Below are 16,202 nucleotides of genomic sequence, written 5' to 3' on the forward strand. Positions count from 1 at the left end.
CCATCTGCCCTCCACCCATTACGCCTTGACCGTAATTCGATTCTGTTATAAACTAAACGCATGAAGCTGAGCGATGTCCAGAAACGACTTCAAGCCCCGTTTCCCGCTCACACCGTGAGTTGGAAACCCGCCGCGTTCAACGCCGAGCGCACCCGCGCCCTGCTGCTGGCGCATGTGGATGCCCGCACGGTCCAGGACCGGCTGGACGCCATTTGCCCCGACGAGTGGAGTTTCGAAATGGAGGTCGTGCAGGGGGCGCCCAGCCCCACCGTCAAGGGCCGCCTGACCGTCCTCGGCGTGACCCGCGAGGATATCGGCGAGGCGCCCGAGGGCAGCAGCGCCGCGTACAAGGCGGCGGCGAGCGACGCCCTGAAGCGCTGCGCGGTGCAGTTCGGCATCGGGCGTTACCTCTACGACCTGCCCAAGCAGTGGGCCGACTGGGACGACGCGCGGCGCGGCCCCAGGCAACTGCCCGAGCTGCCCGAGTGGGCGCGGCCCGACCACGAACGTTCGCCCGGCGGCGCCCACCTGGTGCAGGCGATGGAGCAGCTGCGCTACGAACTGCCCGAGGACCTGGACCTGCAACGCGAGGTCTACAAGCACCTCAAGGCCGCGCTCGGTAGCATTCACCCGGTGCCGACAGGTCCCGTGCCGACCGGCCCGGTGCAGGGCGGGAGGGCCGCATGACCCGCAGCCTGACATCCGCCGAGCTGCGCGGGGGGGCGGCCCCCTCCGTCACCGAACCGGTCATGGCGGCCCGCGTCTCTCCTGCCCGGCTGCCCGATGCCCCGCACCTCGGCTGGGCAATGGTCAACCTGGGGCTGCTGACCCTGCTTGGCGGCGCGTTGTCGCGGCTGTTCTGATCCCAGCGCCCCTTTCGCAAAATCCTGGCCCGTTCCGTGGTGGACGGGCTTTTTGCTGATAGGTCTAGTGTCACCACTCTGGTACGTACACTCTAGCCGCGCGTCCCCTATGCTGCCGGCATGACCTGGAACCCCGACCAGTACCACCAGTTCAAGGCCGCCCGCAGCGCCCCGGCACGGGACCTGCAGGCGATGCTTCCCGACCTGCCCTATGCGCGGGTCGTGGACCTCGGCTGCGGGACCGGCGAGCAGACGGCGCAACTTGCGAAACGGTTCGCCCAGGCGGAAGTGCTGGGGCTAGACAGCAGCGCGGACATGCTGGCAAGGGCGGCGGCAAAGCTTCCTAACCTGCGTTTTGAACAGGGCGAGATTCAGAACCTGAGCGGCAGCTTCGACCTGCTGTATTCCAACGCCGCCTTGCAGTGGCTGCCCGACCATCCCCGGCTGCTGGCGCGGCTGTGGGAACACCTGAACCCCGGCGGGGTGCTGGCGGTGCAGGTTCCGGCCAACCACGACCACGCCTCGCACCGGCTGCTGACCGAGACGGCGGGTGAGTTTGAGGCCGAACTGGGCGGCTTTACCCGCTTCGGCACGGCGCACGGGGCTTCGCCGGTGCTGACGCCCGCCGCCTATGCCGAGGTGCTCGACGGGCTGGGGGCGGCGGACGTGACGGCCCTCAGCCGGGTGTATCCCGTGGTGCTCGGCGGGGCGGAGGGATTAATCGAATGGACGAAGGGCACCGCGCTGGTCCCCTACCTCTCCCGGCTGTCGGAGGCGGACGGAGCGCGGTTCTTGGACGCCTACCGGAGCAAACTGAAGGCCGAGTTTCCCGGCGAGCGGGTGTACTACGCCTTCACGCGGGTGCTGTTCGTGGCGACGCGGCCTGAACTTTAACGCCTGTTGCGGCGCCGCAAATCTACCGGGCCGCTGCGGCGAATACACTCGGGTATGGCTCACCAGGATAACAAGCATCACAACGGCACCGACAAGAACGAGAACGCTGGCCAGGGCGAAGGCCACCAGCAGATCGGCAACCAGCAGCAGCCCAATGGCGGCGCCGCCTACCGCGACGACGCCACCGAGCCCCACACCCCCGGCGGCCCCAGCAACGAGCCCAATCAGGGCCAGGGCAACAAGGCCAATGGGTACGACAAGAGCAACGACAGCAAATAAGCGCACCTCGTGAATGCACTTCCGCCCCGCTCAGGGCGGAGTTTTTATTTCCCTTCCCGCCGTTTGGTCCAGCGCGTCGGTTCATGCGTCCAGGGGTCGTCGGGCCAGGGGTGTTTGGGGTAGCGCCCGCGCAGGTCCTTGCGCACCTCGAAATAACTGCTGTTCCAGAACGAGCGCAGGTCCTGCGTCACCTGCACCGGGCGGCCTGCGGGCGAGAGCAGATGCAGCAGCACGGGCACGCGGCCCCCGTTCACCGCCGGCGTGTCGGCGAGGCCGAACAGTTCCTGCAACTTGACCGCCAGAATCGGCGCCTCGCCGGGGCGGTATTCCACCCGCACGCGGCTGCCGCTGGGCACGGTGAGGTGGGTGGGCGCCCGTTCGTCCAGTTCACGGGTGAGGTTCCAGGGCAAGAGGGCCTGCAACGCGGGCAACAGGTCCAGCCGGGCGAGGTCGTCACGGGTACGGACGCGCTCCAGCTGCGGCCCCAGCCAGCTTTCCAGCGTGGCGAGCAGACCAGCGTCCGACAGGTCGGGCCACTCCTGCTCCGTCTCGTGCGGGCCGCGCCACTCGCGCAGCGACTCCACACGGGCGCGAAACGCTGACGCGGCGGGCGAAAAGTTCAGGAGGTGGAGGCCCTCGGCGCGGATGGCGTCGGACACGGCCCTCACCTTCAGTTCGGCGGGCACGTCGCGCAGCGGGCGGGTGTCGAGCGTGAGTGCCCCCAGCCTCAGTTCCTGCTGGGCCAGCAGGGTGCCGGTGCGGGCGTCCCAGCGCACGGTGTCCTGCCACGTCGCCCGCGCCCTGAGCCACGCGGGGTCCAGCGGCGCGGCGAGGAAGATGCGGCCCTCCGCACCCGTCATGTCGAGGTGGGCGACGGTCAGTGCCCCGGCACCCGCCAGCGCGTCGCCTTCCGGCAAGGCCGCGCCCTGCCCGCCTGCGAGGAGAAAGCGGCCCTTTCGCGTCCCCGTCACGTTTTCGCGGGCCAGCGCCGCCCGCTCGGGATAGGCGAGCGCCAGCACGTCGCCCACCGCGAAGGGGTCGGGGGCCGCGTTATCAGGCTGGACCTTCAGGAGCCTGCGCCACTGCCTGGACAGGCGCTCGGCCCGTTCCAGCACCGCCGCGTCCCCCCGTGTCCGGTCCCCGGCCCGCCACGCCCGCAGCGCCTCCACCCGCTCGGTGAGGTCGGCGCCGGAGCCGCCCGGGAGGGGGTCACGTTCTTCGAGCAGCGCCGCCACGTCCGCCGCCAGCGCCGCGTCGTCCGCCCCCGAGAGCAGATGCGCGAGCCGGGGGTGGGTCGGAAAGTCGAGGAGCCGCTTGCCTGCGGGGGTCAGGCGCCCGGCCTCGTCGAGGGCGCCCAGGTCGCGCAGCAGGGTGCGGGCGGTCTGGATGCGGGCGGGGGGCGGCGCGTCCAGCCAGGGCAACTCGGCGGGGTCGTTCGTGCCCCACCCGGCGAGTTCCAGGGTGAGCGGGGCGAGGTCGGCGGTCAGCAGTTCGGGCGGCTGGGCGGCGGGCAGCAGCGCCTGGGTGCGCCCGGACCACAGCCGGTAGCACACGCCGGGGCCGGTGCGTCCGGCGCGTCCGGCCCGCTGCGTGGCGGCGTCCTGGGTCACGCGGCCCGTGACCATGCGGGTCAGGCCGCTGGCGGGGTCGAACTGCTGGGTCCGGCTCTGGCCCCCGTCCACCACCACGCGCACCCCCTCGATGGTCAGCGAGGTTTCGGCGATGGAGGTCGCCAGCACCACCTTGCGCCGTCCCTGGGGGTCGGGCAGCAGGGCGCGGCGCTGCTCGGAGAGGGGCAGGTCGCCGTAAAGGGGGAGCACGACTTTTTCTCCCTCCCCACCGGCGGGGGAGGGCCGGGGAGGGGGGGCGTCCAGACCAATACCACTTCCCGCTAAGAGTCCTTGAACCCCCCGAATCTCCCGCACGCCCGGCAGGAAGGCCAGAATGTCGCCCTCGTCGGTGTCCAGGGCGCGGCGCACGGCTCCCGCTACGGCGTCCTCCACCCGGCCCGCAGGGTCGGCGGGCAGATACCGCACCTCCACCGGATAGGCCCGGCCCGCGCTTTCCACCAGCGGCGCACCGAGGCGGGCGGGCAGGCCGGGGTCCAGCGTGGCCGACATCACCAGCACGCGCAGGTCGTCGCGCAGGGCGCCCTGCACTTCGCGCAGCAGGGCCAGGGCGAGGTCGGCGTTCAGCGAGCGTTCGTGGAACTCGTCCAGGATGACCAGCCCCACGCCCGCCAGTTCGGGGTCGCGTTGCAGGCGGCGGGTCAGGATGCCCTCGGTGACGACTTCCAGCCGGGTCCGGTCCGACACCCGCGACTCGAAGCGCACGCGCGACCCCACCGTCTGCCCGACCTCCTCGCCCAGCCCCTCGGCCAGCCGCGCCGCCACCGCCCGCGCCGCCACCCGGCGAGGTTGCAACATGATGATGTTTTGTCCGGCCAGCCAGCCTTCCCCCAGCAGGTCCAGCGGCAGCGCCGTGCTTTTGCCCGCGCCGGGGGGCGCCTGCAACACGACGAGGGGATGCCGGGCGAGCGCGGCCTTGACCCCAGGAACGACCGCGTGGATAGGCAGGGTGTGGTCGGGCAGGGTCATGGGGTGAGGACCGGGAGAAAGGGAAAGCCGAGGCGGTCATGCTGTGGGTCGGCGGTGAAGAGGGCGTCACCGCGACGCAGGGCGTGGGCACCGATGACGAAATCGGGCGTGACCCCGGGACCGGCGAGCAGCTCGGCGTGGACCACCGGGGAAACGATCAGCGAACCCTCACACGCCAGGGCCGCAAGCCGCCGCGAGATGGGCAGGGCGTTCGCCTCGGAACGCAGCAGGGCACTGAGAATGTTGGCGTCCAGCGCGGTGCTGTCCGGGGTCATTCTCCGTCCCGCAGGCGGCGGTAGAACTGCGTCGAATCTTCGCCGTCAGGCAGCGGCGGCAGCGTCCCGATCCAGCGGGCGAAAGGGTTGTCCTGCACCTCTGCGGGCGGCGCCGTCACCGGCAGCACCTCGCCTTCGCGCAGGCCCAGGTCGGCGGCCTGCTCGGGGGTGATACGGATTCCGCGATATGGATGCACAGGCGGCGCTTTCCCGACTGTGCAGGAATTAAGCGGAATCCGTATGAGCACCACCTTGCCGTTCTCGATGCGGGCGTCGTGCGTGGTCATGGGGCAAGTGTAGCGACCGCAGCACGCGACAAAGGGAAGTTTTGCCTTCCGTGCGGGCGAAGGGGGGAAGGCCCCGGCAACACGAAGGAGCGGGCCTCTCTGACCTCTCCCTGACCCCCGTCTGACCCTTCCTCATGCCCCGCCACGAATACTGAAGCGGTGAAACGCTGGCTGGCCTGGACCACATTGACGCTCGCGGGACTGGCTCAACTTGGACTCGCCCCACTCGGACTGGCCCCACTCGGACTGGCGCAGGCCGCCGCGCCGCAGCTTCAGGTGGAGCAGGGGACGCTGAGCGGTAAAGCGACCGACGGTGTGCAGCAGTTTCTGGGGGTTCCCTTCGCCGCGCCGCCGGTCGGCCCGCTGCGCTGGCAGCCGCCGCAGCCGCCGGTCTGGTCGGGAACGCACGACGCCACCGCCTTCGGGCCGGTGTGTGCCCAGGGGGGCGCGGGCAGCGAGGACTGCCTCACACTGAACATCTACCGCCCGCCGAACGCAAAAAACGCGCCGCTGGTGGTGTGGGTGCACGGCGGCTTTTTCACCGGGGGCGACGCCAGCCTCTTCGACGGCTCGGCGCTGGCCCGTGAGCGTGGCGTGGTGGTGGTGACGGTCAACTATCGCCTCGGCCTCTACGGGTTCCTGGCGGTGCCGGGCGTGACCGACGGCAACGCCGGGCTGCACGACCTTCTCGGGGCGCTGCGCTGGCTGCGGCAGAACGCGGCGAGCATCGGCGCCGACGCGGGCAATGTCACCCTGGCGGGGCAGTCGGCGGGGGCGGCGGCCATCTGCACGCTGCTGGCGGCGCCCTCGGCGGCGGGGCTGTTTCAGAAGGCCATCTTGCAAAGCGGCTCGTGCGCGGCGCCCATCTTTCACACGCCGCTGAACGACGCCCGGCGCAAGGGGGAGGTGTTCGCCCGTGCCCTGCGCTGTGACCGGGGCGACGTGGCGGCCTGTCTGCGCGGCAAGAGCCGGGCCGAACTCGACGCGGTGCGGCTGACCGGGCGCAGTCCCGTTGACCCGGTGCCGCTGCCGCCGGTCTACGGAGACGCCCTGATTCCCCGGCGCCCCCAGGACGTGTTCGCCCAGGGCCAGGGGCTGAAGGTCGCCGTCCTGCTCGGCATCAACCGCGACGAGGGGCAGATTTTCGAGCCGTACCTCCCGGAGCTGCTGCGCGGCAGCCGGGCGCTGTACCGGGCCGGGCTGACCCTCATCCATCCCTTGCAGGCGCGGGCACTCGGCGGGCGTTACCCCCTGCGCAGCGACGAACAGCCCATCCGCGCCGTGACCCGGCTGCTCACCGACCAGGTGTTCGCCTGCCCGACCTCGTGGCTGGCAGGCAAACTCGCGGGCGCCGGAATGCCGACGTATTTCTACGAATTCAGCGACCCCCGCCCCCCCCTGCAACTGGCCGGGAAAGTCAATGTGCCGAACCTGGGTGCCTACCACGGCGCCGAACTCGCCTACGTGCTCGACACCCCGGTGGTCGGCGTGGCGAACCCGGCGCAATTTTCGCCCGCACAGGCCAAGCTTGCCGCGCAAATGGGCGAATACTGGACCAACTTTGCCCGCAGCGGCCAGCCCGCCTCGCTCGGGCTGACGGTGTGGCCGACCCTGAACCCCGCCTTTCCGCAGGTGATGACGCTCGAGCCCGGCGCCAGCGCACTCAAACCCAACTTCGACGGGCGGCACCAGTGCGACTACTGGAACGCGGCGGAGGGGCGGCCCTGAGCGGCACTCCCCTGAACAGCTACCGGCGCCCGGACCACCACACCCAGAGAGCCAGCAGCAGCGCGACATAAATCAGCACCATCAGCCCCAGGCCCCAGGCGCTGCGGGCGAGGTTGCGGGGGTGCGCGGCGGCCTCGCGGCGGGCCTCCTCCAGCACGGCGGGCGGAATCAGACGCAGTGCCAGCCACAGCCCGGCGGGGACGAGCAGCAGGTCGTCGAGATACCCCAGCACCGGGATAAAGTCGGGAATCAGGTCGATGGGACTCAGCGCGTAGGCCAGCACCAGCAGCGCCCAGGCGCGGGCAACCCAGGGCGTGCGCGGGTCACGGGCGGCGAGGCTCAGCGCCAGCAGGTCGGCTTTCAGCCTCCGGGCGAGGGTCTTGATACGGATTCCGCTTAATTCCTGCACAGTCGGGAAAGCGCCGCCTGTGCATCCATATCGCAGAATCCGTATTTTTTCCTACTCGCATCCGCTCGGATTGAATCTGAAACTACCAGATTCAATCGGAATCCGTATGAGACGGTCAATCATGGCAGGCCCAGCACGCCACGCAGGTCGCTCAGGGTCACGTCCGGGCGCTCGCCGTTCAGGGGGTGGCCGGTGGGGAGATAGGCCGTTCTCAGCCCCACCTGCCCCGGCCCCCACACGTCGTTGCGCGGCGAGTCGCCCACGAACCAGCTTTGCGCCGCCGTGACTCCCAGCCTCTTCAGGGCAAGGTGGTAGATGCGCGGGTCGGGTTTGCTCAGGCCCACCGCCCGGCTGATGACCACATCGTCGGCGAGGTCGGTCAGGCCACAACCACGCAGGCAACGGGTCTGCGTCTCCTCCCAGCCGTTGGTGACGACACCGATTTTGACGCCGCGCCACCGCAATTCGGTCAGGACTTCGGCGGCGTGAGGCATAGGCCGAGCATGCTCAAGGTGGCTCCAGAAGTCCACGAACAGAGCCTCCGGGTCACACGTCAGCCCAAATTCCTCTGCCAGCAGCGGCATCACCTCGCGCTTGGGGCGGTAGCCGAAGTCGTCCAGTTCCAGAAAGCGCGCCGCGTACCCGTCCGGCAACTCGAAGCGCGCTTGATGGTGGGGCAGCCAGGCCCGCAAGGTCGCGGAACGGTCATGCAACGTGCCGTCGAGGTCGAAGAAAATCGCCCCCGGCACCCTACTTGTTCTGCTCGCCCGCCCGCATCAGCAACTCGGCCCACTCCTCGCCGCTGAAGTCCTCGGTGCGCTCGCGCCCGGCCTCCAGCAGCAGGTCGCGCATCCGGGCGGCCTCGGCGCTGTCCTCGGTGCCCATGTGCTGCGCCAGTTCGGTCAGGTCCATGCGTTCGTCGATTTTCATGCCCGCAGTGTGGCAGGCGCGCTCAGTCTTCTCCCACTCCCTTTTCTTCATCGGGGCTGGGGTGAAAGGCCGCGCCGCCGCGCCGCACGTCCTCGTGAATCAGGGTGGAGTTCAGGCTGACCGCCGCCACCATGCCGCTCGCCGCCGCGCTCATCACGTACTGCGGGGCGCCCGTCATGTCGCCCGCCGCCCACACGCCGCGCCGACTGGTCATGCCGTTTTCGTTGACGATCACGCGGCTTTTTTCGTCGAGTTCGCAGCCCAGCAACTCCGGCAGGCGGCTGCGCTGCACCTGGGCCGGGTTGAGAAAAATAGCGTCGTACTCGCGCATTTCGCCGTCCCCGAAGGCCACGCGCACGGTGTCTTGCCCGCTGAGGTAACGAATGGGCCGGTCATAGCGCCCGATGTCGAGCTCGCGCAGATCACGGCGCTGCGCCGGGGTAAGTTTATCGGGGCCGTTCGTCAGCAGGCTGATGTGGTCCGACCAGCTCCGCACACTCAGCGCGAGGTGGTGGCCCTCCTGGTGGCTGCCGAGCACCGCCAGCCGGGCGGCGCGGTTGGGCCAGCCGTCGCAGTAGGGGCAGTGGTGGACGGTGCGGCCCCAGCGTTCGCGCAGGCCGGGAATGCGGGGCAGCACGTCGTGCACGCCGGTGGCGAAGAGCAGGCGGCGCGCCCGAACCCAGCGCTGCTCGTACCGCACACTGAACGTCCCGTCGTCCTCAGGCCGGATTTCGCGGGCCGGGGTGCCCAGCACCGTCACGTCGTAGGGCGCGAGCTGCTCCAGCCCCACCCGTTTGATGTCGGCGGGCGGGATGCCGTCGCGGGTCAGCACCCCGTGCGCCGCCTGCGCCGTCACGTTGCGCGGGGGGCCGCCGTCGAGCAGCAGCACCCGCCGCCGCGCCCCACCAAGCACCAGCGCGGCGTTCAGCCCCGCTGGGCCCGCCCCCACGATGACTGCGTCGTACTCGTATGCTCCCATGTCCATAGCGCCCGCCACGGCCAGCCTCAGCGCGGACCGGGCCGCACGCTCACGTCGGGGAGCTGCGCGTCACGCGGGGCGTTCAGGACGAAGGCGATGGTCGCCGCCACCGTTGCCGGGTCGATGAAGGCGGCGGGGTCGTAGCCCTGGCCTTCCTGCTCGCGCACTTTTTGCTGCATGGGCGTGGCGGTGCGGCCCGGATAGACGGTGGACACGCGCACGCCATGCCCGGCTTCCTCGTCGCGCAGGGCGTCGGCCAGAGCCTTCAGCGCAAACTTGCTCGCCGCGTAGCTGCCCCACTCGGGGTTGGCCCGCAGGCCCGCACCGGAATTGACGAACAGCACCGTGCCGCGTTCCTCGCGCACCCTGGGCAGCAGCAGCCGGGTCAGTTCGGCGGGGGCCACCGTGTTCACCGCCAGCGTGTGCGTCCAGACCTCGTGCCCCTGCTCGGCCACCCGGCCCAGCTCCACCACCCCGGCGTTGTGGACCACGTTGGTCACGCGGCCCACGCCCGCGAGCGCCGCTGCGAAGGCCTCCGGACGAATGAGGTCGAGCGTGAGCGGCGTGGCCCCCACTTCGGCACACAGGGCGTCCAGCTCCGCGCCGCCGCGCCCGGTCAGGATGAGGTCGTGCGTGGGCGCGAGCTGCCGGGCCAGCGCCGAGCCGATGCCGCCGCTCGCGCCGGTGATCAGGGTGACGGGTCTGGTCATGTGGGCAAGGTATCAGAGCGCAAAAGCCGCGTCTGGAAAAGCCGCTCCTGCAAGGTACTTAAGTACATCGAACCTAACATTCCGCAGTTTCGGAACAGCACCGAAACTGCTCCATTCCCGGTTCGACGTACTTTTTTCGATACTCGCTTCACTCGGTTAATCTAAAGATTAACTTCGAGGTACTTAGTATTCCAATCCTTCTTCAAACGCTGTCCCCGCCTGTCGCCGCAGCAGCGTCACCTGGCCCCAGTGGTAGGCGTTGTGGACCGCGAGGTCGGTCAGCACGTCGCGCGCCCGGCTGCTGGGGTCGCGGGCGAGCGCCGAGGCTTCGGCAAGCATCAAGCGCAGGTCGGTGAGCAGGGCGGCGAACTCGGCTTCCGTCGTGGGCGGCGCGGGCCACACGTCCAGCCCTTCAGGCCATTCCTGCGCCTGCCCGGTCACGAGGTCGAGGCTGGGGCGCATCGTCACGCGCAGATGCGCGAGCAGTTCGGCCAGGGTGTGCGGCGCGGCGGGCCGCGTGGCTTCGGCAAACGTCAGTCCCGAGAGCAGCGCGTCCACCTCACGAAAGGCGGCGCCGCCGGTCAGGGAAGCTTGCAGCAGGTTCAGGGAAGCAGCGGTCATGCCAACAACTGTACGCCGGGTCAGGAGCCTCTCAAGAGTCCATCAAGGGGCCGTCACGGAAGCCTAAAGCCTGAGCAGACGCAGTTTTCCGCCCCAGGCGCCACACTGTCTGGGGGCCGCGCGGTCCGGGCGACGCCCCGGGCGTGCACGCTTCCCACCGAGGTTTTTGGATATGGCCAACATGAATGCACAGCAGCAGTTTCGACACTACGGCGCCGCGGAGCAGCCGGGCATTCTTCCTATTCAGTTTCTTCTGGTCGAAGACAGCGAACCCGACGTGATGCTCACCCAGGAAGTCTTCGAGGAAGAGGGACTGTCCGCGCAGCTCCATATCGTGCGCGACGGCGTGGAGGCGCTCGATTTTCTGCTGCGCCGCGCTCCGTACCAGCACGCGCCGCGCCCGGACGTGATTCTTCTCGACATCAACATGCCGCGCATGAACGGGCTGGAGCTGCTCGCCCACATCAAGACCGACCCGCAACTCATGACCATCCCGGTCTTTATGCTCACCACCAGTCAGGCCGAAGAAGACGTGCTGCGCTCCTATCAGGCCCACGCCGCGAGCTACGTGGTCAAGCCCATCGAATTCAGCGAGTTTCAGCGGGCGGTGCAGGCCATGAGCCGCTTCATGCAAAAGATGATGCTGCCGCACTCGGCGCTCTGATCGTCTAAAGGTCATCGTCCAAAGATCTAAGGGTCGAAGGGTCTGAGGGAAAGAGAATTTCTTAGACCCTTCGACCTTTTGACCCTTAGAGCATTTGACAAAAAGACGTAACGTCTTTTTGGCGAGCGGACTGGGACAGCTCGCAGAGAGCGAGTGCAAAACACTGAGCAGGGCGGACTTGCAAAGCTCCGCAGGAGAGAATGGAGTGATGCGGGGTGCCGTTCCGCGCATCACGTAATTCGGAGAACTGCTCTAGACCCCCAGGCGCCTCAGCTTTCCACCGCGTGCGGAAAGGCGAAGGTCGCCACCAGCAGCGTCACCACGTCGAAGCCGAGCAGCAGCCGGGTCCAGGCCCAGTAGTCGTCGGGGTTGAAGCCGCCCGTAAGCAGCACCGTGCTTTTGACCGCGCCGATCATGACCGGGATGATGATGGGAAAACTCAGCACCGGCAGCAGAGCTTCTTTGGCCCGCAGGTTGACGGTGATGGCCGAATAGAACGTGGTCACGAGGCTCAGGCCCAGCACCCCAAGGACGAGCGTCAGCGCCAGCAGGCCGGGGCTGGCGAACTGCACGTCGAAGAAGATGGCGGTCAGGCCCGCCGTCACCGCGCCGAGGACCAGCATCAGCAGCGCGTTGGCCGCCGCTTTGCCCAGGTAGAGCCACTCGTGGGCCACCGGGTAAAGCAGCAGGCTTTCGAGCGCCCCGCTTTCCTGCTCGCCCGCCCAGGCCCGGCCCGCCGCCAGCACGCTCGCAAAGGCCAGCGCACACCACAGCACCCCGGCGGCGGCGTCACGCATCTTGCTCAGGTCGGGGCCGAAGGCGAACCCCATAATCAGCACCACCAGCCCGGCAAAAAACAGCGTGGTGGACAGCACGTCCTTGCTGCGCCCTTCCAGCCGCAGGTCCTTGAGAAAGACCGTCAGCGCGGCCCTCATGCCAGCACCCCGTCATTCAGGGTGAGCGTCCGGGTCGCCACCTGCGCGGCCAGTTCCGGCTCATGTGAGCTGAACAGGATGGTCTTGCCTTCCCCCTGCGCGGCGCGGAGGTGGGTCAGCACCGCTTCCTTGCCGCCCGCGTCCAGGTTGGCGAACGGTTCGTCGAGCAGCAGCAGCGGCGAAGGCGCGAGCAGCATCCGGGCGAGTTGCAGCCGTTTGCGCATGCCCGAACTCAGGTCACGGGCGCGTTTGCCTGCCGCTGCCGTGAGGCCCACGCGCCCCAGCAGCTCGGCGCTGTGCGGGGCGAGGCCGTACATCCGGGCCGTGAAGTCGAGGTTCTCGGCGGCGGTCAGGTCGGCGTACAGCCCGCCCCCCTCGGTCATGAAAAAGACGAGTTCGCGCACGCTGCGCTTGTCCTTCAGGTCGTAGCCGAAGACCCGGCCCTCGCCCCGGCTGGGCGAGAGCAGCCCCGCCACCACCCGCAGCAGCGTGGTTTTGCCTGCCCCGTTGCCGCCGTAGAGCGCCAGTACCTCGCCGGGGCGCACGTCCAGCGACACGTCGCGCAGCACGAACTGCGGGCCGAACTTGCGGGCGACGTGGGCGAGTTGCAGGGCGAAATCGGGAGCGGGCGCGGACATCTCCTGCGCACTCTAGGGCGTGAACGAAAGGCGAGTGACCCGCCGAAGTCGGGGTACACTTCGCTCCACATGAAAACCCTGTTTGCCAGCCTCACCCTGGCCCTGACCGCTGCGGCGGTGGCCCAGACGACCCTCCCCGCCGACACCGTGCGGATTCACTACTTCCGCCCCGACGCGGCCTACGCAGGCTGGGGCCTGCATGCCTGGGAGGACACCACCGCGCAGGTCGCCTGGGACAAGCCGCTGACCCCGAACGGCGAGCAGGGCGGCTGGCTGTACTGGGACGTGCCGATGAAAACCGACTGGAAAAAACTGGGCTTCATCGTCCACAAGGGCGACGAAAAAGACCCCGGCCCCGACGGGACGCTGACCCCCGAGAAGGGCAACCAGGTCTGGATCGTCAGCGGCAAGACCGACCTGTTTACTGCCCGCCCCGACACCAGCGTGCGAACGGTGGGCGACCTGCGGGGGCAGCAGGCCATCATGCTGGGCCGCGACCTGATCGCCGTGAAGCCCGAACTCGCGCAGCCCGGCGCGTGGCTGACCCTGCACGTCTCCCCCACGGCGGGCCTCAAGCTCGGCGCGGAGGGTGTGAGCGGCGGCGACACCCTGACCCTGGAGGAAGTCGAAGGCGGGATGACGCCCGCGCTGAAGGCCAAAGCGCCTTACCTTGCCGGATACAAGCTGCTGCAAATCCGCGCCGAGGACCGCGCCAAGTTCCCCGCCGCGCTGCGGGGACAACTGGCGGTCAGCAGCGTGATGCCCGACGGCACCGTGCTGGACGCGACGGGCGTGCAGACCGCCTGGGCGCTGGACGACCTGTACGCCTACGACGGGCCGCTGGGAGTCGCGTGGCAGGGCAACCGTCCCACCGTGCGCCTGTGGGCACCCACCGCGCAGGACGTGAAGCTGCGCGTGTCCCGGCCCGACGGCAGCCAGGAGCGCACCCTCCCCATGACCCGTGACGCGCAGGGCGTCTGGACGGCGAGCGGCGACCAGAGCTGGAAGGGACTGGCCTACCGCTTCGAGGTCAAGGTCTACGCGCCCGCTTCAGGCAAGGTCGAAACCAACCTCGTCACCGACCCCTATTCGGTGGCCCTGACGCGGGGCAGCACCCACAGCGTCTTTGCCGACCTGAGCGACAGCAGCCACAAGCCCGCCGGGTGGAACGCCCTGCAAAAGCCCGCGCTGCGCAGCTTTTCCGACCTGTCCTTCTACGAACTGCACCTGCGCGACTTCAGCGCCGCCGACGCCACGGTGCCTGCCGCCGAGCGCGGGACGTATCTGGCGTTTACCCGCACGGGCAGCGACGGCATGAAGCACCTCAGGGGCCTGGCCGACGCGGGTCTGAAGGCCGTTCACCTGCTGCCGACCTTCGACATCGCCACCATCGAGGAGGACAAGAGCAAGTGGAAATCGCCCGGCGACCTTTCCCGGTTCGCGCCGAACAGCGACGAGCAGCAAAGGGCTGTGACCGCCGTGAAGGACGCCGACGCCTACAACTGGGGCTACGACCCCTACCACTACATGGTCCCCGAAGGCAGCTACGCGGTGAACCCGGCGGAGCGCACGAAGGAATACCGCCAGATGGTCATGGGTCTGAACGCGGCGGGCCTGCGGGTGGTGCAGGACGTGGTGTTCAACCACACGGCGGCCAGCGGGCAATCGGAGCGCAGCGTGCTCGACAAAATCGTGCCCGGCTACTACCACCGCCTGAACGTCAATGGGGGCGTGGAAAACTCCACCTGCTGCTCGAACACCGCCACCGAACACAGGATGATGCGCCGCCTGATGGTGGACACGCTGGTGTTGATGGCCCGCGAGTACCGGGTGGACGGCTTCCGCTTCGACCTGATGGGGCACCACATGGTGGAGGACCTGCGGGCCGCCCGCCGCGCCCTGGACGCGCTGACCCCCGCCAAAGACGGCGTGGACGGCAAGCAGATTTACCTCTACGGCGAGGGCTGGGATTTCGGGGAAGTGCAGGGGAACAGGCGCGGCACGAACGCGACGCAGCTCAATCTGTACGGCCAGGGCATCGGGACTTTCAACGACCGCATCCGCGACGCGCTGCGCGGCGGCAACCCCTTCGGCGGCCTGCAGGAACAGGGCGTGGCGACGGGGCTGGTGGCCGTGCCCAACGGTCAGCCCGGCAACGACAGCGCCGTGAAGTGGGGCCAGCTCTCCGACCTCGTCAAACTCGGACTGGCGGGCAACCTGCGTGACTACCGCTTCACGGACCATGCGGGCCAGGTGGTCACCGGCAGCCAAATCAAGTACGGCGACGCTCCCGCCGGATACGCGGCCAGCCCCCGCGAAACCATCAACTACGCCTCGGCGCACGACAACCAGACCCTCTGGGACGCGGTGCTGCTCAAGACTCCGGCGAGCATGGACAGCGCGACCCGCGTGCGTTTTCAGAATCTCGCGCACTCCTATGTGCTGCTGGGCCAGGGCCTGCCCTTTTCGTATGCGGGCGACGACATTCTGCGGTCCAAGTCCTTCGACACCGATTCGTACAACTCGGGCGACTGGTTCAACACGCTGGACTGGACGGGCAAGCAGAATGGCTTCGGCAAGGGTCTGCCCCCCGCCGAGAAGAACGAGGCCAACTGGCCGCTGTACCGCACGCTGCTGGGGAACGCGGCGCTGAAGGTGACCCCCGCCGATGTCCTGCGGGCCAGCGACCACTACCGCGAGATGCTGCGGGTGCGCTCCTCCAGCAGCCTCTTCCGCATGGAGACGGCGGCGCAGGTGCAGCGGGGCCTGAGCTTCCTGCCCGCGCCCACCGGGGTCATTGCCATGCGGCTGACCGGGGCCACGAGCGCTGCGAACCCCTACCGGACGGTGGTGGCGGTGTTCAACGGCAGCGCCGACGCGGTCACGCTGAACGACGCCTCGCTGCGTGGGCTGACGCTGCACCCGGTTCTCGCCAAGAGCACCGACCCCATCGTGCGGGCGAGCAAGGTGACCAGCACGGGGGTCACGGTGTCCGCGCTGACGACGGCGGTGTTCGTCGGGAAGTAAAGCGCCCAGCAAAAAAGGCCCGCCCCATCACAGGTGGCGGGCCTTTTCGCTACCGCGTTCAGACCACGATGCGCCGGAAGTCGCCGTTTTCGTCCTGGGCGGGAAGCTGAGCGTAGGCGAGTTCGCGTGCGACGACCTCGGCCACGTCGCGGCCCACCTGCTCGGCGCTCTTGCCCTCGGCCTCGGTGGGCTGGGCCACCACGTCGAAGCCGTGCACGTCGCCCCCGACGTCGACGTGACGCACCTGGATACGCAGCTTGCCGTCCTCGGTGTCGTGGGTGATGGTCAGGCCGTCGCGGGGGTCTTTGGTGTACGCGGCGTTAAAAGCGGTCAGGATGTCCTGCGGGTTCATGGCCGCAGTCTGGA

19 protein-coding genes are annotated in these 16,202 nt (G+C 68.9%); 7 read left to right on the plus strand and 12 right to left on the minus strand.

Annotated elements, in window-relative coordinates:
- Positions 1–60 precede the first annotated feature (60 nt).
- The 4 genes from ddrA to G6R31_RS09570 all read left to right on the plus strand — a co-directional run bounded on the left by ddrA (position 61) and on the right by G6R31_RS09570 (position 2,036).
- Entirely contained in the window at positions 61–687 is a 627-nt protein-coding gene (gene ddrA / locus G6R31_RS09555; protein WP_017870074.1) for a single-stranded DNA-binding protein DdrA, read from the plus strand.
- On the plus strand, positions 684–863 hold the full coding sequence (locus G6R31_RS09560) for a hypothetical protein (RefSeq protein WP_017870073.1): 180 nt from the start codon (positions 684–686) through the stop codon (positions 861–863). Before ddrA ends, G6R31_RS09560 begins: the two co-directional genes overlap by 4 nt.
- A 120-nt stretch (positions 864–983) precedes the next feature.
- Positions 984–1,757 (plus strand): methyltransferase domain-containing protein, encoded by a 774-nt coding sequence (locus G6R31_RS09565; RefSeq protein WP_017870072.1) that lies wholly within the window; start codon positions 984–986, stop codon positions 1,755–1,757.
- Positions 1,758–1,811: 54 nt separating this feature from the next.
- Positions 1,812–2,036, plus strand: coding sequence for a hypothetical protein (locus G6R31_RS09570; protein WP_017870071.1), 225 nt, complete (start codon positions 1,812–1,814; stop codon positions 2,034–2,036).
- A 44-nt stretch (positions 2,037–2,080) separates the two neighbouring features.
- Here the strand turns inward: G6R31_RS09570 and hrpB are convergent, their stop codons facing one another.
- Genes hrpB through mazE form a run of 3 tightly spaced genes read right to left on the minus strand, consistent with a single transcriptional unit; the run spans position 2,081 to position 5,195 of the window.
- On the minus strand, positions 2,081–4,633 hold the full coding sequence (gene hrpB / locus G6R31_RS09575) for an ATP-dependent helicase HrpB (RefSeq protein WP_025567506.1): 2,553 nt from the start codon (positions 4,631–4,633) through the stop codon (positions 2,081–2,083).
- The gene (locus G6R31_RS09580; protein WP_017870069.1) at positions 4,630–4,908 is read right to left on the minus strand and encodes a type II toxin-antitoxin system VapC family toxin; all 279 of its coding nucleotides are present in this window, start codon (positions 4,906–4,908) and stop codon (positions 4,630–4,632) included. The genes hrpB and G6R31_RS09580 overlap by 4 nt, the downstream gene beginning before the upstream one ends.
- Positions 4,905–5,195 (minus strand): type II toxin-antitoxin system MazE family antitoxin, encoded by a 291-nt coding sequence (gene mazE, locus G6R31_RS09585; RefSeq protein WP_017870068.1) that lies wholly within the window; start codon positions 5,193–5,195, stop codon positions 4,905–4,907. Before mazE ends, G6R31_RS09580 begins: the two co-directional genes overlap by 4 nt.
- Positions 5,196–5,354: 159 nt before the next feature.
- Here mazE and G6R31_RS09590 point away from each other — a divergent pair, with 159 nt between their 5' ends.
- A complete protein-coding gene (locus G6R31_RS09590) occupies positions 5,355–6,923 on the plus strand; it encodes a carboxylesterase/lipase family protein (protein WP_017870067.1) in 1,569 nt (522 codons plus the stop codon).
- A 19-nt stretch (positions 6,924–6,942) separates the two neighbouring features.
- Here G6R31_RS09590 and G6R31_RS09595 read toward each other — a convergent pair whose 3' ends face one another.
- The 6 genes from G6R31_RS09595 to G6R31_RS09620 form a co-directional block, all read right to left on the minus strand.
- On the minus strand, positions 6,943–7,332 hold the full coding sequence (locus G6R31_RS09595; RefSeq protein ID WP_017870066.1) for a YkvA family protein: 390 nt from the start codon (positions 7,330–7,332) through the stop codon (positions 6,943–6,945).
- Between the two features lie 119 nt (positions 7,333–7,451).
- Positions 7,452–8,081 (minus strand): HAD family hydrolase, encoded by a 630-nt coding sequence (locus G6R31_RS09600; protein ID WP_017870065.1) that lies wholly within the window; start codon positions 8,079–8,081, stop codon positions 7,452–7,454.
- Position 8,082: 1 nt separating this feature from the next.
- Positions 8,083–8,262 carry a hypothetical protein gene (locus G6R31_RS09605; protein WP_017870064.1) on the minus strand — a complete coding sequence of 60 codons (180 nt, stop codon included), beginning with the start codon at positions 8,260–8,262 and terminating at the stop codon, positions 8,083–8,085.
- Positions 8,263–8,284: 22 nt separating this feature from the next.
- Positions 8,285–9,247, minus strand: a complete 963-nt coding sequence (locus G6R31_RS09610; RefSeq protein WP_017870063.1) for an NAD(P)/FAD-dependent oxidoreductase — start codon at positions 9,245–9,247, stop codon at positions 8,285–8,287.
- A 20-nt stretch (positions 9,248–9,267) separates the two neighbouring features.
- Positions 9,268–9,951 (minus strand): SDR family oxidoreductase, encoded by a 684-nt coding sequence (locus G6R31_RS09615; RefSeq protein WP_017870062.1) that lies wholly within the window; start codon positions 9,949–9,951, stop codon positions 9,268–9,270.
- 183 nt (positions 9,952–10,134) lie between these two features.
- Positions 10,135–10,572, minus strand: a complete 438-nt coding sequence (locus G6R31_RS09620; protein ID WP_017870061.1) for a DinB/YfiT family metal-binding protein — start codon at positions 10,570–10,572, stop codon at positions 10,135–10,137.
- A gap of 172 nt (positions 10,573–10,744) precedes the next feature.
- Here G6R31_RS09620 and G6R31_RS09625 point away from each other — a divergent pair, with 172 nt between their 5' ends.
- Positions 10,745–11,236, plus strand: a complete 492-nt coding sequence (locus tag G6R31_RS09625) for a response regulator (RefSeq protein ID WP_017870060.1) — start codon at positions 10,745–10,747, stop codon at positions 11,234–11,236.
- Positions 11,237–11,505: 269 nt separating this feature from the next.
- Here the strand turns inward: G6R31_RS09625 and G6R31_RS09630 are convergent, their stop codons facing one another.
- Both G6R31_RS09630 and ccmA read right to left on the minus strand, forming a co-directional pair.
- Positions 11,506–12,171, minus strand: a complete 666-nt coding sequence (locus tag G6R31_RS09630; protein ID WP_017870059.1) for a heme exporter protein CcmB — start codon at positions 12,169–12,171, stop codon at positions 11,506–11,508.
- Positions 12,168–12,809, minus strand: a complete 642-nt coding sequence (gene ccmA, locus G6R31_RS09635) for a heme ABC exporter ATP-binding protein CcmA (RefSeq protein ID WP_017870058.1) — start codon at positions 12,807–12,809, stop codon at positions 12,168–12,170. The genes G6R31_RS09630 and ccmA overlap by 4 nt, the downstream gene beginning before the upstream one ends.
- Positions 12,810–12,878: 69 nt before the next feature.
- On the opposite strand from ccmA, the gene pulA reads away from it, so the two are divergent.
- Positions 12,879–15,836 (plus strand): pullulanase-type alpha-1,6-glucosidase, encoded by a 2,958-nt coding sequence (gene pulA, locus G6R31_RS09640; protein WP_017870057.1) that lies wholly within the window; start codon positions 12,879–12,881, stop codon positions 15,834–15,836.
- Between the two features lie 58 nt (positions 15,837–15,894).
- Here pulA and G6R31_RS09645 read toward each other — a convergent pair whose 3' ends face one another.
- Complete coding sequence (locus tag G6R31_RS09645; protein ID WP_017870056.1) at positions 15,895–16,188, minus strand: hypothetical protein; 294 nt, start codon at positions 16,186–16,188, stop codon at positions 15,895–15,897.
- Positions 16,189–16,202: the final 14 nt, after the last annotated feature.

Origin of the sequence: Deinococcus wulumuqiensis R12 (assembly GCF_011067105.1) — a bacterium.
GTDB classification, from domain to species: Bacteria; Deinococcota; Deinococci; order Deinococcales; family Deinococcaceae; genus Deinococcus; species Deinococcus wulumuqiensis.